The following is a 16,446-nucleotide window of genomic DNA, read 5'->3' as shown; positions in this document are numbered from 1 at the left end:
TTTATTACAAATTAGTATAAATTTATATTTTTGTAAACAGATACAAATTTATGTTTAAAAGATTATTAGCCTGTTTCATATACTTATCATCTTTATTAAGTTTTGCACAAGATTATGTTTTAACAGGTAGTGCTGTAGATGAGAGCAATGTTCCTATTGCGTTTTCAAATGTTGTTTTGTATAGTACAGATAATTTCACTTTTATTGATGGTACAACAACCAATGAAGAAGGTGTTTTTCAGTTTAAAAATTTAAAGCCAGATAACTACACTATAATAATAAGTTATTTGGGTTTTGAAGAAGGTAAAAGCACTGTTAATCTTGATGAAACTAAGAATTTAGGAGTTATTATTCTTAAAGAAAAAATCCAAAATTTAGATGGTGTTACTGTTGTTGTAAAACGACCAACCGTTAAGCGTATGGTAGATCGCTTGGTTTTTAATGTTGAAAACTCAACACTATCCAATAACAATGTGTTGGATGTTTTAAAGCATACACCAGGTGTTTTGGTGCATGATGGTGAAATAACCGTAAAGCAATCTGTCCCTACTGTTTATATAAATGAAAGGAAGGTGCATTTAGCATCTAGCGAGATTCAACAACTTTTAGAAGGTACGTCTGCAAGTAATATAAAATCTATTGAAGTTATTACAAATCCTCCAGCAAGGTATGAAGCTGAGGGCGGTGCGGTACTTAATATCATTACCATAAAAAATATTGTGTCTGGATATAATGGAAGTGTTTTTGGTAATTTTAAACGGGGCAGTGAATACCCTAAGTATTCTTTTGGTACCAGTCATTTTTTTAAAACAGAAAAATTAAATACTTATATAAATTACAGTAATAGTCCACGAAAAGATTACAGACATAATACAGAGTTTATTAACTTTATTGAAAACAACCAAAATACATCCAGTTGGGAAACCGATTTTAAAAGAACTCGGGAGACTTCTAATCATACTATAAATACCAATATTGATTATGAATTGAATGATAGCAACAGTTTAGGGTTTTCAACAAGCATATTGGTGTCTCCTAGAGAAAATACGAAGACATTTGTTAATTCTTTAACAGAAGTTTATAACTCAAACCATGTTTTAGACTCCACTTTTAATACAAAAAACAGATTAGTAGACGAAACTTTTAATTTGGCTTTTACGCTAGATTATCTTCATAAATTCAAGAAAGAAGGAGAAAAACTATCCATTAGCGCACATCATACCAGTTTTGATTTTTCGAGTTTTCAGGACGTGAAAACGGGCTATTTTTTACCAAATGAAAGTGTCTCCTTTAGGAACAATAACTTTCAAACCTTTTCAAATCAAATAATTCAATTATATACAGGACAGATAGACTATGAATTACCTATTAAAAACGCGTCACAATTTGAAGCTGGCGTCAAGGTTTCTAAAATAAATTCGGATAGTAAACTAAAACAATATACTATTGAAAATAATATTAAAATAGATGACATACAAAATTCGGATACTTTTATTTATGATGAACTTAATTATGCTGTGTATGCAAGTTATTCTAAAGATTGGGATGCTTGGAGTTTAAAACTAGGTTTAAGAAATGAATTTACAGATATTACAGGTAATTCATTGTCTACCAGCACTATTAATAATACAGATTACGTAAAACTCTTTCCTTCATTCTATATTTTAAATAAAATAAATGAGAATAACGACATTTATTTTAATTACAACAAACGCATTTACCGCCCTAGATATAGTGAATTAAACCCTTTTAAGTACTATTTAAATGATAATACCTACATAACTGGAGACCCTAATTTGAAGCCGCAAATTGATGACATTTTCACTTTAGGTTATACCTTTAATAAAGCTTTTACATTTGAATTATATTATCGTTATGAAAACGATCCAACGTTACAAATAACATTTCAAGATAATGACGAGAATATCATAAAACACATTAACACCAATATTGATAAAAGTATTTCATACGGAATCGATTTTACTACTTATGCTAAACTTGCTAATGGTTGGAATGTGTATGCGTTTACTTCTGTTTTTTATTATGAAAATCATTTATTTGCACTTGAGAGCAATAATCAACTTACCCAAACCCAAAAATGGTCTTTATATGGCAATGTGATTAATTATTTTGCTTTTTTGAAAGACAAAAGCTTAAGCTTAGATGTAGCATATTTATTTATATCACCTTTAATAGAAGGCCCTAGAAATATTAGTAGTAGGCATGGTCTTGACTTAAATTTTAAAAAAACTTTACTGAAAGATAAAGCCTCTATAAGCATTGGTTATACCGATATTTTTAACAATCAAAATTTTAATACATCAACAAAATATTTAAATCAAGATTTATTCTTAAAATCAAGAATGGAAAATAGACTATTTACATTAGGGTTTAATTATAAATTTGGAAATTCCAGTCTTAAAAACAATCAAAAACAAATTGATTTAGAAGAACGCAACAGGTTAAATTCCAAAAACAATTAAAAATATTGTTTTATTTTTTGCCAATAATTTTTAGGAGATATTTTAAATTCTTCTTCTAATTCTTCCATGGATTTAGACGCTTCATTAATTTTATTAAAAATTTGGGCTCTAATCAAGTAAATTGAAGGTATAATTATTGCCATTATTGGAATTAAATATATCAATTGATTTGAATCAACATATTTTAAATCATCATTTAAAGTGATGAAAATCTGGTAAGAATACATTGAAATAGGTACAAGAAGAACATGATACCACCAATGGCGGCAAGTAAAAAACCAAATAAATAATAATAGCAGTGGGATTAGTTTGCTTGTTAAAATCCACATAGCTACATTCGCACTTTCAAAATATCCACTATTATAAGTAAATAAAAAAGTGTTCCAGACTTTAACATCTGGAACACTTTCATAAAGATAAAATAAATAAGGTGTAATTGCTATTATGGTAGCAATTATGCTACCAACAATTAAGCTCTTATTATCCTTCTGATGGAACTTTGATTTTACTTCTGTCAACTTTTGCTGTTTGTTGTCCATCTACGTTATATGCGTTAGCTGCGTAAGCTGTAAACAACATTCCTCCGAATATCGCGATTGCGATTAAATACTTTTTAGTTTTCATTTTATAAGGGATTTAATTAATTAATACCCAAATTTAACTAAAGACTATTTTGAAGGTTGTGTCGAAATGTTAAAATTATGTTAAAAACATGATTTTTTGAATTTACTGCTGTGGGTTTCCCGTAATAGTTTAAAATTCAATACATTTCTTATTTGTTTACTACATTGTTTATAGCTTTTTGCTTGGTTATTTTGGTTAATTTTTTATGGTTAACTTTCTGGTATTTTCAGATTTTAACTCTAAACTTATTGTATCAAAATTAGCGGTTAAAATAGATTCTATTGTCTCAGGCCATTCTATTAAAACCCAATGATTAGAATCTAAATAATCTTCAATGCCAAAATTATATGCTTCTTCTAAATTTTTAATTCTGTACAAATCAAAATGAAATATTTTATCATTTTTTAATTCATATTCATTTACAATAGAAAAGGTTGGACTGCTAACTTCATCATGACTGCCTAATTCCTGAACTAGAGTTTTAATTAAAGTTGTTTTACCAACACCCATATTGCCATATAACAATATGGTTTTTGTTTTTAAATTTTTTAACACCTGTTTCGCAACAGATTCTAAATCAATTAGTTGATAATTTATTTCCAACTTCACCTATTTTGTTAGCAATATTACAAATTAAAACTAAAAAAAACTAATAAAAAGTGTACTTTATCGGTGTTTTTGGTATTACATGGATTATTTAGGATTGAACACTACAAAAGGAATAATCATTTCTTCTAATGAAACACCACCATGTTGATAGGTATTCCTAAAATAGCTTACATAGTGATTATAGTTATTAGGGTAAGCAAAGAACAAATCGTTTTTGGCAAAAATATAAGAACTGCTCATGTTTATGGAAGGTAAGTGAACTTCTTTCGGGTCTTTAAAAACTAAAACTTCTTTGCCTTCATAGGTTAAACTTCTACCGGTTTTGTAACGCAAGTTTAAACTGGTATCTCTATCTCCTATAACTTTTGAAGGGTTTTTTACGTTTATGGTACCATGATCGGTAGTTAAAATAAGCTTAAAACCTAACTGCTGTGCCATTTGTATCATTTCTAAAAGTGGAGAGTTTTTAAACCAACTTAGAGTTAATGAGCGGTACGCTTTATCATTAGACGCTAATTCTTTAACAACTTCCATTTCGGTTTTTGAATGCGAAAGCATATCCACAAAATTATAGACAATAACTGTTAAATCATTGTTTTTTAGTGTCTTGAAATTCTCAACTAATTTTTTTCCTGCTTTTAAATTGGTTATTTTATGAAACTCGCTGGTATATTGATTTAAACCCAATCGTTTCATTTGGGTTTTTAAAAAATCTTCTTCATGTAAATTCTTACCGCCTTCATCGGTATCATTTTTCCAAAATTGAGGAAAAAGTTTTTCCATGTCACTAGGCATTAAACCTGAAAAAATAGCATTTCTTGCGTATTGTGTTGCAGTGGGCAAAATGCTAAAAAAGGCTTCTTCTTTGTCTTTTTTATAATGGTTATTGATGATGGGTTCGAAAACTTTCCATTGATCATAACGCAAATTATCAACCACAACCAATAGGATGGGTTGGTCTTTGCTTAATTCGGGCACCACTTTTTCTTTAAAAAGCGTGTGCGACATGATAGGGGCATCGGTATTTGGCTGAAACCATTTAGCGTAGTTTTTTTCAATAAACTTTCCAAACTGTGTATTAGCTTCTGTTTTTTGAGACTCCAGAATTTCAAACATACCTGCATCTTCAATATTCTCAAGATTAATTTCCCAATAAATTAATTTTTGATATAAGCTTACCCATTCTTCGAAAGAATTAACCATGGCTAAATCCATAGCTATTTTTCTAAATTCTTGCTGATAATTTGAAGTCGTTTTTTCTGAAACCAATCGGGAATGGTCTAAGTTCTTCTTTAAACTTAAAAGAATTTGGTTTGGGTTTACAGGTTTTATTAGGTAATCGGCTATTTTATTTCCTATAGCTTCTTCCATAATATATTCTTCCTCACTTTTTGTAATCATTACAACAGGCAAACTATCTTGTTTTTCTTTTATTTCATTTAATGTTTCAAGACCGGTAAGTCCTGGCATATTTTCATCTAAAAAAACAATGTCGAAATTTTCACTTTCAAGAGTTTCTATAGCTTCAGTTCCACTTTTGCATGTAGTTACAGTATAGTTACGTTGCTGTAAGAATAATATGTGTGGTTTTAATAAATCGATTTCATCATCTACCCAAAGTATTTTTATAGTATTCATTTATATGTTTTTAATAAGTGTTAAAATCAATTTGTTCTTAGCTTAGTCTTTTATATACAAGGTATATAATTATATTTGTGTCTATTAAACCCTAACTTTTAAAGCTTGAACAAACTTAAAATATTAAACGACCCAATTTACGGATTTATTACGATTCCAAATTCGCTTATTTTCGATTTAATACAGCATAAGTATTTTCAGCGCCTAAGACGGATTACACAAATGGGCATGTCTTATTTAGTATATCCGGGAGCACATCATACCAGGTTTCATCATGCCATTGGCTGTGTGTACTTAATGCAAAAAACCGTTAACGTACTTCGTTTTAAAGGGGTTACAATTTCTAATGAAGAAGAAACTGGGTTGTATGCCGCCATTTTATTGCACGATATTGGTCATGGGCCATTCTCTCATGCTATGGAGCATAGTATAGTGGAAACCGTGTGCCATGAGCAAATTTCCCTGCTTTTTATGGAGCGTTTAAATGAAGAATTTAACGGAAGTTTAACGTTAGCAATTAAAATATTTAAGGGAGAATACCCCAGAAAGTTTATGTGCCAACTTATTTCGGGGCAGTTCGACATGGATAGAGCCGATTATTTAAAACGCGATAGTTTTTACACCGGGGTTGCAGAAGGTAATGTAAACAGCGAACGCTTAATAACCATGCTTAATGTAGTGAACGATGCATTGGTGGTAGAAGAAAAAGGTATATATAGTGTAGAAAAATTTCTTATAGCAAGACGCTTTATGTATTGGCAAGTGTATTTGCATAAAACAGGGTTGGCTGCCGAACAATTATTAATTAGAGTGTTGCAACGTGCCAAAGAATTATATAATAATCACCATAACTTGGAAGCGAGTAAGCCGTTATTGTATTTTTTAGAAAATAAAATTTCTATGGATGATTTTAATAAAAACGCACTTGATATTTTTTCTCAATTAGATGATTTTGATATTATTTCGGCAATGAAACATTGGCAATTCAATGCAGACTTTGTATTGAGTAATTTATGTGAAATGATAATTAATAGAAACTTGTTGACTATTAAGCTGAAAAACAAACCTGTAAAAGAAGCAGATTTAAAAAAACATATTGACAAGCTAATTACAAAATATAATATTGCAGAAGCCGAAGCTAAATACTTTGTTTTTACGGGCAGTATTTCAAATCAGGCATATCAAAACAATCATAAAGGCATAAATATATTGCACAAATCGGGCAAAGTTGAAGATATAGTGAAAGCTTCCGACCAGCTTAACTTAAAAGCATTATCAAAACCAGTTACCAAGTACTATATATGTTACCCAAAAGAGTCTATTGCCAATTAATTTATTAACAATTATTTAAATGGAACTTTAAATTGCTGTGAATCATAATATAACAATAAGGAAGTTCAATTGAAAAACTTTAGGACATTTTTCCTATTTTTGCCAAACATAACACAAAAACAATAAATTTTAGAGTGTGAAATTTACAGCTCAACAAATAGCAGGGATTCTAGAAGGTGATGTGGTTGGAAATCCAAATGCTGAAGTGTCGAAACTTTCTAAAATTGAAGAAGGTTTTGAAGGCTCTTTAACGTTTTTAGCAAACCCGAAATACACACCGTATATATACAGCACAAAGGCTTCTATTACCATTGTAAATAAAACTTTTGTACCAGAAAACAACGTTAAAACAACTCTAATTAAAGTTGATGATGCTTATTTGGCGTTTTCTAAAATTCTTGAATATTACAATTCTATAAAACTATACAAGGTTGGCATTGAACAACCTTCTTTTATTTCAGAATCTGCCACTTATGGTGACCATGTTTATATTGGGGCATTTTCATACATAAGTGACCAAGCAAAGATTGGAAGTAACGTTAAAATTTTTCCAAATACCTATATTGGAGAAAATGTAGTAATTGGAGATAATACCATTATTTTTTCTGGAGCAAAAATTTATTCAGATACCATTATAGGCAATGCCTGTGTTATAAACTCGGGCGTTATTATTGGTGCCGATGGTTTTGGTTTTGCCCCAAATGAAAAGGGAGGTTACAATAAAATTCCTCAAACTGGAAATGTTATTATTGAAGATTATGTAGATATTGGCGCCGCCACTACTATAGATAGAGCTACCATTGGCTCTACAATTATACGTGAAGGTGCAAAATTAGACAACCACATACAAATTGCTCATGGTGTAGAAATTGGTAAAAACACCGTTATTGCAGCACAATCAGGAGTTGCTGGCTCTACTAAAATTGGTAGCAATTGTCAAATTGGTGGGCAAGTAGGTATTGCAGGACATATTGTTATCGGCAATAATGTAAAAATTCAGGCGCAATCTGGTATTGCTAGAAATGTAAGAGATAATGAAGTGCTTCAAGGTTCGCCGGCACTTAGTTTAACCGACTATAATAAATCGTATGTTCATTTTAAGAACTTACCTAAGATTGTTAGAAATATTAATGATTTAGAGAAAAATAAATGGGAATAGTAAACACTGAAATCAAACAAAAAACCATAAAGAAAGAAGTTTCTTTAACAGGTGTTGGTTTACACACAGGGAAAAATGTGACATTAACTTTCAAGCCTGCAGAGGCCAATACAGGATTGGTTTTTAAGCGTGTAGATTTAGAAGGCTTACCTGTTATTGAAGCAGATGCCAATTATGTAACAAATACACAGCGTGGTACTTGCTTAGAGAAAAATGGTGTAACCATACAAACTTCAGAACATGTTTTGGCAGCTTTAGTAGGTTTAGATGTTGATAATGTTATAGTTGAACTTAATGCATCCGAACCACCAATCATGGATGGATCGTCTAAGTTTTTTGTTGAAGCGATTGAGAACGCAGGTGTTGTTGAAGTAGATGCATTTAGAGAAGAATATGTAATAACAGATATAGTTTCTTATACGGATGAAGAATCTGGAAGTGAAATTTTAGTAATGCCATCAAAAGAATACCAAATCACAACTATGGTAGATTTTGGCACCAAAGTTTTAGGCACTCAAAATGCAACCCTAAATCAAATTTCAGAATTTAAGGATGAAATTTCTAACGCACGTACCTTTAGTTTTTTGCATGAAATTGAAATGCTTCTTAAAAATGGGTTAATTAAAGGGGGCGATTTAAATAACGCTATTGTTTATGTAGATAAACCATTGTCTGCAGAAACCATGGAAAAACTAAAAGTGGCATTTAAAAAAGACTCAATTGCTGTTAAACCAAATGGAATACTAGACAATTTAACCCTACACCATCCAAATGAAGCGGCAAGACATAAGCTTTTAGATGTTTTAGGGGATTTAGCGCTTGTTGGGACTAGAATACGAGGCAAAGTAATAGCTAACAAACCTGGACATTTTGTAAACACACAATTTGCTAAAAAACTATCCAAACTTATAAAAAACGACCGCAGAAATAATGTGCCAAATGTAGATTTGAACCAAACACCATTAATGGATGTGACTCAAATTATGGCCATGTTACCACATAGGCAACCGTTTTTATTAATAGATAAAGTATTTGAACTTTCGGATAGTCACGTAATAGCTCAGAAAAACGTAACCATGAACGAATCGTTTTTTGCGGGCCACTTTCCTGGAGCTCCTGTAATGCCTGGAGTTTTAATAGTTGAAGCGATGGCACAAACCGGTGGTATTTTAGTTTTAAATACCGTTCCAGATCCAGAAAATTATCTAACATTTTTCATGAAAATGGATAATGTTAAGTTCAAGCAAAAAGTGGTACCTGGCGATACTTTAATTTTTAAATGCTCGTTAATAACTCCAATACGTCGTGGTATTTGCCATATGCAAGGGTATGCGTATGCTAACGGAAAACTTTGTGCTGAAGCAGAACTTATGGCTCAAATATCTAAAGTTAAATAATTTAAATCTAACCGGTTTATTAAAAAAACAATAACAACGAATAAATGAATCAACCACTAGCTTACGTGCATCCAGGTGCTAAAATTGCAAAGAATGTTGTAATAGAGCCTTTCACAACTATATATAATAATGTAACCATAGGTGAAGGTACTTGGATAGGAAGTAATGTTACCATTATGGAAGGTGCTCGTATTGGTAAAAATTGCAATATTTTTCCAGGCTCAGTCATTTCTGCTGTTCCTCAAGATTTAAAGTATAACGACGAAGAAACCACTGTTGAAATAGGGGATAACGTAACCATTAGAGAATGTGTTACCATTAACAGAGGTACTGCCGATAGAATGAAAACCGTAATAGGCAACAACTGTTTAATTATGGCGTACTGCCATATTGCGCATGATTGTGTTGTGGGTAACAACTGTATTTTTTCTAACAATAGTACATTAGCGGGACATATTACCATTGGAGATTATGTGGTTTTAGCTGGTATGACAGCTGTTCATCAATTTGTCTCGGTAGGAAATCATGCCTTTGTAACTGGTGGGTCTTTAGTTCGCAAAGATGTGCCTCCATTTGTAAAAGCGGCAAGAGAACCTTTATCGTATGTTGGTATTAATTCCGTTGGATTGAGAAGACGTGGGTATTCAACCGAAAAAATTAGAGAAATTCAAAATATTTATAGAATTCTTTACCAAAAAAATTATAATAATACTCAGGCAACCGAAATAATGGAAGCTGAAATGGAAGCAACTCCAGAACGTGATGAAATTCTTCAGTTCATAAAAGATTCACAACGAGGTATCATGAAAGGTTACTTTAAGGCAAACTAATTATTTTAGTTTTACAATTTTATAATAATAAATAAACAACAAGCATATAATGGCAAATACAAGTGATATTAGAAACGGATTATGTATTAGATATAATAACGACATCTATAAAATCATAGAATTTTTACACGTAAAACCAGGAAAAGGTCCTGCGTTTGTTAGAACGAAAATGAAAAGTGTAACCAACGGAAAAGTATTAGATAACACGTTTTCAGCCGGACATAAATTAGAAGACGTGCGTGTTGAAACCCATAAATTTCAATTTTTATACAACGATGGCGAGTATTACCACTTTATGAACACTGAAGATTATACTCAAATTCAATTGCGTGAATCTGCTTTAGATAACCCAGGTTTAATGAAAGAAGGCGAGGTAGTTACAGTAATTATAAACGCTGAAGATAACATGCCTCTTTCCGTTGAAATGCCAGCAAGTGTGGTTTTGTTAGTCACGGCTACCGAGCCTGGAGTTAAAGGTAATACGGCTACCAATGCTACAAAACCTGCAACCGTAGAAACGGGTGCTATTGTAAATGTACCTCTATTTATTAATGAAGGCGATAAAATTAAAGTAGAAACTGAAAAAGGAACTTACAAAGAACGCGTAAAAGAGTGAAAAAAGTTTATTTGTTGATGTGTTTGTTTGTTTTTAAAACAACTTAACAACTTAACGATTTAACAACTAAACAAATAAATGAAGTTTCCAAACCCACACACTTTAAAACAAATTGCTCAATTAATTGAGTGCGATTTTGTAGGTAATGACAACTTTCCTGTGCTAGGAATGAACGAAATTCATGTTGTAGAAATTGGTGACATTGTTTTTGTAGATCATCCAAAGTATTACGACAAGGCATTAAATTCCGCAGCTACTATTATTTTAATTAATAAAGAAGTGGTGTGTCCTGAAGGGAAAGCGCTGTTAATTAGCAACGATCCTTTTAGAGACTTTAATAAACTTACAGATTATTTTAAACCGTTCAATATAGCTACTAGTAGTATTTCCGATTCTGCTATTATTGGAGCGAATTCGGTAGTACAACCAAATTCTTTTATTGGGCATAATGTGGTAATTGGTGAAAATTGCATCATTCATTCTAACGTAAGCATTTATGATGATGCCATTATTGGGAATAATGTTACCATCCATTCTGGTACCGTTTTGGGTGCGAATGCTTTTTACTATAAAAAAAGACCTGAAGGTTTTGATAGATTAAAATCGTGTGGACGTGTTGTTATTGAAGACTATGTAGACATTGGTGCTAATTGCACGATTGATAGAGGGGTAACTGGTGATACCACCATAAAAGAGGGCTCTAAGCTAGATAATCAAATACAAATTGGACACGATACGGTTATTGGTAAAAAGTGTTTAATAGCTTCGCAAGTTGGTATTGCCGGTTGTGTTGTTGTAGAAGATGAAGTGACTATTTGGGGGCAAGTAGGCTGCACTAGTGGTGTTACCATTGGTAAAAAAGCGGTAGTTCATGCACAAACAGGTATTAGTAAATCGTTAGAAGGTAATAAAACCTATTGGGGAACACCTGCGCAAGAAGCTAGAGCAGAAATGAAGGAAATGGCAAACATCAAGCAAATACCCGAAATATTACAGTTTATAAAATCTAAAAAATAAATCTAAAATGCTGCTAAAAGTATGATCAAAAAAAGTATTTTTGTGCAGCTTTATTTAAATAAAAAAATATAAAATGAGTGTTTTAGTAAACAAAGATTCAAAAATAATAGTTCAAGGCTTTACAGGTAGTGAAGGTACATTTCATGCTAGTCAAATGATTGAATACGGAACGAACGTTGTAGGTGGTGTTACTCCTGGAAAAGGTGGTCAAACACATTTAGATAAACCGGTATTTGATACCGTTAAAGATGCTGTTGAGCAAGTTGGAGCAGATACAACCATTATTTTTGTGCCACCAGCTTTTGCAGCGGATGCTATTATGGAAGCTGCAGATGCAGGTATTAAAGTGATTATCACTATTACTGAAGGTATTCCTGTTGCCGATATGATTACGGCTTCAAATTATATAAAAAATAAAGATTGCCGTTTAATTGGCCCTAACTGTCCAGGTGTTATCACGCCGGGTGAGGCTAAAGTTGGTATCATGCCTGGTTTTGTTTTCAAAAAAGGAACAGTAGGTATTGTTTCTAAATCTGGAACATTAACGTATGAAGCGGCAGACCAAGTTGTAAAACAAGGTTTAGGCATCACAACAGCTATTGGTATTGGTGGAGATCCAATAATTGGAACTACCACTAAAGAAGCAGTGGAGCTTTTAATTAACGACCCAGAAACAGAAGTGGTTGTTATGATTGGTGAAATTGGAGGCCAGTTAGAAGCAGATGCGGCCAACTGGTACAAAGCTAGCGGAAGCAAGAAACCAATTGTAGGTTTTATTGCCGGTGAAACAGCTCCTGCTGGTCGTACCATGGGACACGCTGGTGCTATTGTTGGCGGTAGCGATGATACGGCACAAGCAAAAAAGAAAATCATGAAAGCTTGCGGTATTCACGTAGTAGATTCTCCAGCTGAAATTGGTAAAAAAGTAGCTGAAGTTTTAGCATAATATCTTTTAAAATATTTGAAAAACCTCGCAATTATTTGTGAGGTTTTTTATTTGTTGCAATTTGTATTTGTTATATTTGAATTTAGGAAACAACCAACTGTTAATGTAACACAATCATTCAAGTGTTCATTAAGAAATTAAAATAAGTTATAGATGAAATTATTAGAAGGAAAAACAGCCATAATTACAGGAGCGAGTAGAGGTATAGGTAGAGGTATTGCACAAATATTTGCAGCCCAAGGTGCTAATATTGCGTTTACATATAGTAGCTCTGTAGAAGCTGCTAACGAACTTGAAAATGAATTAAATGCTCAAGGCATAAAAGCGAAAGGCTATAAAAGTAATGCGGCTAGCTTTGATGAAGCCCAAAAATTAGCTGACGATGTTGTTGCTGAATTTGGTAGTATTGATGTATTGGTTAATAATGCGGGCATTACAAAAGATAATTTGTTAATGCGTATTACCGAAGAAGATTTTGACACTGTTATTGAAGTGAATCTAAAATCGGTTTTCAATATGACAAAAGCAGTTCAAAAAACCATGCTTAAGCAACGTAAAGGCTCTATTATTAACATGAGTTCAGTTGTTGGCGTGAAAGGAAATGCAGGTCAAACCAATTATGCTGCTTCTAAAGCTGGGATTATTGGGTTTTCAAAATCGGTAGCCTTAGAGTTAGGTTCTAGGAACATTAGAAGCAATGTAGTTGCTCCAGGTTTTATTGAAACCGAAATGACAGCAAAACTTGACGAAGAAGTTGTAAAAGGATGGCGTGCTGGAATTCCGTTAAAACGTGGTGGCACTCCAGACGATGTAGCTAATGTATGTGTGTTTTTAGCCAGCGATATGAGTGCATATGTTACAGGACAAACGCTTAATGTTGACGGAGGCATGTTAACCTAGTTAAGATTTACGAATTACGATTTTAGAATTTTAAAATCGTCAATCAAAAAAAAAATCGTCAATCGTAAATGCAAGCAGAAACTTTAGTATATACAATTTTAGCAGGAATCCTAGCTTTATTCATAGCAGGATTCCATTATAAATTGAACAAAAAAAGCATGTCTAAACAAAACATGCTTTTTTTGTTTTTAAGATTTGTAACCATTTTTTCTGTGCTTTTGTTGCTTATCAATCCAAAATTGGAGCAAATAACACTTTCTACCATAAAACCCAATTTGGTTATTGCGGTTGATAATTCGAGTTCTGTAAAGTATTTAAGACAATATAATGCAGTCAATAATTTAGTTGAGAAATTAACTTCTAATAAAAGTTTAAACTATAAATTTAATATTGAAACCTATACATTAGGTGAGAAATTAAAAGCGTCAAATAGTTTTGATTTTAACGAGAAACAAACCAATATACAAGGTGCTTTTGGTCAGTTATCTCAAATTTACAAACAAACTATTTCGCCTACTATTCTAATTACCGATGGAAACCAAACCTATGGTAGTAGCTATGAGTTTGAGTATAATAACTATAAACAACCCATTTATTCAGTCATATTAGGAGACACTGTTAATCATACCGATTTAAAAATTCAGCAACTTAATGTAAATAAATATGCTTATTTAAAAAATCAGTTTCCAGTTGAAACTATTCTGGTGTATAATGGTAACACTAATGTCAATTCTAGGTTTGTCGTTACAAGTGGCAATACGGTTGTACACTCCGAAACTATCTACTTCACAAAACAAAATAATTCTAAGGTTATTAATTTCAATTTGCCAGCAAATTCGGTTGGTGTGCATGCGTACAAAGCTTTATTAGAGCCGTTAGATAATGAAAAAAACACCATCAACAATTTTAAAAATTTTGCTATTGAAGTTATTGACCAAAAAACCAAAACTGCATTGGTAAGCGATTTTATACACCCCGATTTAGGTGTTCTGAAAAAAAGTATTGAAAGTAACGAACAGCGTTCCGTTACACTATTAAATTCAAGTACTATTTTGAATCAAATTAATGATTTTCAAATAGTTATTATATATCAGCCAAATAGTAAGTTTAATCAATTATATGAGGCTTTAAATTCAGAAAATAAAAATAGATTCACAATTATTGGAACAAAAACCGATTTAAATTTTCTAAACAAAGTTAATAAAACGTTTACTTACGAAATATCAAATCAAACAGAAACGTATCAAGCAGTATTAAACAAAAATTATGCACCATTTATTATTGAAGATATTAATTTTGAATCGTTTCCTCCACTAAACACTCATTATGGTGCTGCATCATTTTCAATTCCTTTTGAAACTATTTTAAATAAAACCATTAACGGCATTTCAAAAAAAGACCCATTACTTGCCACTTTTGAAACAAACGGTAGGCGAGAAACCGTTTTATTTGGTGAGAATATTTGGCAATGGCGCGCCCAAAGTTATTTAAATACTAAATCGTTTCATCAATTCGATAATTTTATAGGAAAACTTATTCAGTACACTGCTTCTAATAAACAAAAAAGCAGATTGAATATTGAATACGAATCGTTTTATAACGGGAACACAAATGTTATTATAAAGGCTGAATTTTTCGATAAAAATTATGTGTTTGATACCAGAGAAACACTTAATATTTCTGTTAGAAATGTGATAAGTAATGAAACTAATAGTTTTCCATTTATTCTAAACAATACTAATTATCAAGTAGATTTAAGTAGTTTGCCAGCTTCCGATTATGAATTTACGGTGAGTGCTTCAAAAGAAAACATATCAAAATCAGGCAATTTTAAAATTTTAGAATACAATGTGGAGGAGCAATTTTTAAATGCCGATGTAACTAAACTGCAACAGTTAGCTACTAACAGTCAAGGTCAAAGTTTTTTTATAGATAATACAGAAAATTTAATAGAAACTCTTTTAGGCGATAACAGATTTGTTACTATTCAAAAAAGCAATAAAAATAGTTTATCTTTGATAGACTGGAAATATCTACTCATCATAATCGCTTTAAGTTTGTCTTTAGAGTGGTTTTTAAGAAAATATAACGGATTAATTTAAAATGAACAAAGAAACTAAAACTGCTATTGTAACAGGATCATCATCAGGAGTGGGGGCTGCTTCGTGCATTGAATTAGCTCAAAGAGGATGGAATGTAGTCATTAACTATTCTCAAAATAAAAGTGAAGCTTATGCGGTAGCTGAAAAATGCAAAAGCTTTGGAGTAGATGCTTTGGTATGTCAAGCAAATGTTGCTATTGAAGAAGATTGCAAAAGAATGATTGACGAGACAATAAAAACCATGGGTAGAATTGATGTATTAGTTAATAATGCGGGCACTACTAGATATTGTAATTATGACAATTTAGAAGGACTTAGCAAAAAGGATTTTCAAGATCTATATGAAGTCAACGTTATTGGGGCGTATCAAATGGTAAAACTCGCAGCACCATACTTGAAAAAAGTTAATGGCTCTATTGTTAACATATCTTCTATTAGTGCTATATCTGGCGTAGGGAGTTCTATCGCTTATGCGGCATCTAAGGGAGCTTTGTCTACTATGACGCTTTCTCTGGCGCATGCACTTGCACCTGATATTAGAGTCAATGGGGTTTGTCCAGGTTTTATTCAAACTAGATGGACTAAAGGTTTTTTAGGAGACAGGTATGAGTCTGTTAAAAAAAATATTGAAAAATCCTGCCTTATTAATAGAACATCATTACCTGAAGATATTGCTAAAGGCATTGTTTATTTAGCAGTAGACGCAGTAACAACATCTGGACAGTTATTGACTATTGATGGCGGTCAGTTGGTGAACCAAGGGAGGATATAACCGCTTTAAGTGGTTTTTAAG

General features: G+C 32.1%; 14 protein-coding genes. 11 read left to right on the top strand and 3 right to left on the bottom strand.

Annotated features, from left to right (window positions below):
* The first annotated feature begins 50 nt into the window (after positions 1-50).
* The gene (locus VP395_RS10225; RefSeq protein ID WP_346241911.1) at positions 51-2,483 is read left to right on the top strand and encodes an outer membrane beta-barrel protein; all 2,433 of its coding nucleotides are present in this window, start codon (positions 51-53) and stop codon (positions 2,481-2,483) included.
* On the opposite strand, the gene VP395_RS10220 is transcribed toward VP395_RS10225, so the two are convergent.
* From VP395_RS10220 to porX, 3 genes are all read right to left on the bottom strand, one after another.
* The gene (locus tag VP395_RS10220; RefSeq protein WP_346241910.1) at positions 2,480-3,022 is read right to left on the bottom strand and encodes a hypothetical protein; all 543 of its coding nucleotides are present in this window, start codon (positions 3,020-3,022) and stop codon (positions 2,480-2,482) included. The genes VP395_RS10225 and VP395_RS10220 overlap by 4 nt on opposite strands.
* Before the next feature lie 280 nt (positions 3,023-3,302).
* Positions 3,303-3,716 (bottom strand): tRNA (adenosine(37)-N6)-threonylcarbamoyltransferase complex ATPase subunit type 1 TsaE, encoded by a 414-nt coding sequence (gene tsaE, locus VP395_RS10215; RefSeq protein WP_346241909.1) that lies wholly within the window; start codon positions 3,714-3,716, stop codon positions 3,303-3,305.
* 84 nt (positions 3,717-3,800) lie between these two features.
* Positions 3,801-5,354, bottom strand: a complete 1,554-nt coding sequence (porX, locus tag VP395_RS10210; RefSeq protein ID WP_346241908.1) for a T9SS response regulator signal transducer PorX — start codon at positions 5,352-5,354, stop codon at positions 3,801-3,803.
* Positions 5,355-5,459: 105 nt separating this feature from the next.
* Here porX and VP395_RS10205 point away from each other — a divergent pair, with 105 nt between their 5' ends.
* The 10 genes from VP395_RS10205 (at position 5,460) to VP395_RS10160 (ending at position 16,425) form a co-directional block, all read left to right on the top strand.
* Positions 5,460-6,686: an HD domain-containing protein gene (locus VP395_RS10205; protein ID WP_346241907.1), complete on the top strand. Its 1,227-nt coding sequence runs from the start codon at positions 5,460-5,462 to the stop codon at positions 6,684-6,686.
* 136 nt (positions 6,687-6,822) lie between these two features.
* Positions 6,823-7,845 carry a UDP-3-O-(3-hydroxymyristoyl)glucosamine N-acyltransferase gene (lpxD, locus tag VP395_RS10200; RefSeq protein WP_346241906.1) on the top strand — a complete coding sequence of 341 codons (1,023 nt, stop codon included), beginning with the start codon at positions 6,823-6,825 and terminating at the stop codon, positions 7,843-7,845.
* Positions 7,836-9,242 carry a bifunctional UDP-3-O-[3-hydroxymyristoyl] N-acetylglucosamine deacetylase/3-hydroxyacyl-ACP dehydratase gene (locus tag VP395_RS10195; RefSeq protein ID WP_346241905.1) on the top strand — a complete coding sequence of 469 codons (1,407 nt, stop codon included), beginning with the start codon at positions 7,836-7,838 and terminating at the stop codon, positions 9,240-9,242. The genes lpxD and VP395_RS10195 overlap by 10 nt, the downstream gene beginning before the upstream one ends.
* 44 nt (positions 9,243-9,286) lie before the next feature.
* Complete coding sequence (gene lpxA, locus VP395_RS10190) at positions 9,287-10,072, top strand: acyl-ACP--UDP-N-acetylglucosamine O-acyltransferase (protein WP_346241904.1); 786 nt, start codon at positions 9,287-9,289, stop codon at positions 10,070-10,072.
* Positions 10,073-10,121: 49 nt separating this feature from the next.
* Complete coding sequence (gene efp / locus VP395_RS10185; RefSeq protein WP_346241903.1) at positions 10,122-10,688, top strand: elongation factor P; 567 nt, start codon at positions 10,122-10,124, stop codon at positions 10,686-10,688.
* Between the two features lie 78 nt (positions 10,689-10,766).
* Complete coding sequence (locus tag VP395_RS10180; protein WP_346241902.1) at positions 10,767-11,705, top strand: UDP-3-O-(3-hydroxymyristoyl)glucosamine N-acyltransferase; 939 nt, start codon at positions 10,767-10,769, stop codon at positions 11,703-11,705.
* 73 nt (positions 11,706-11,778) lie between these two features.
* The gene (gene sucD / locus VP395_RS10175; RefSeq protein WP_346241901.1) at positions 11,779-12,651 is read left to right on the top strand and encodes a succinate--CoA ligase subunit alpha; all 873 of its coding nucleotides are present in this window, start codon (positions 11,779-11,781) and stop codon (positions 12,649-12,651) included.
* A 153-nt stretch (positions 12,652-12,804) separates the two neighbouring features.
* On the top strand, positions 12,805-13,551 hold the full coding sequence (gene fabG / locus VP395_RS10170; protein WP_346241900.1) for a 3-oxoacyl-[acyl-carrier-protein] reductase: 747 nt from the start codon (positions 12,805-12,807) through the stop codon (positions 13,549-13,551).
* 68 nt (positions 13,552-13,619) lie between these two features.
* Positions 13,620-15,653 carry a vWA domain-containing protein gene (locus tag VP395_RS10165; RefSeq protein WP_346241899.1) on the top strand — a complete coding sequence of 678 codons (2,034 nt, stop codon included), beginning with the start codon at positions 13,620-13,622 and terminating at the stop codon, positions 15,651-15,653.
* A 1-nt stretch (position 15,654) separates the two neighbouring features.
* A complete protein-coding gene (locus tag VP395_RS10160; protein WP_346241898.1) occupies positions 15,655-16,425 on the top strand; it encodes an SDR family NAD(P)-dependent oxidoreductase in 771 nt (256 codons plus the stop codon).
* The last annotated feature ends 21 nt before the right edge of the window (positions 16,426-16,446 follow it).

The sequence above is a fragment of the Mariniflexile soesokkakense genome, assembly GCF_039650365.1.
In the GTDB taxonomy this organism is placed as follows: Bacteria; Bacteroidota; Bacteroidia; order Flavobacteriales; family Flavobacteriaceae; genus Mariniflexile; species Mariniflexile soesokkakense.
Note: the sequence above shows the minus strand (reverse complement) of the source record. Positions and strands in the feature narration are given on the sequence as shown.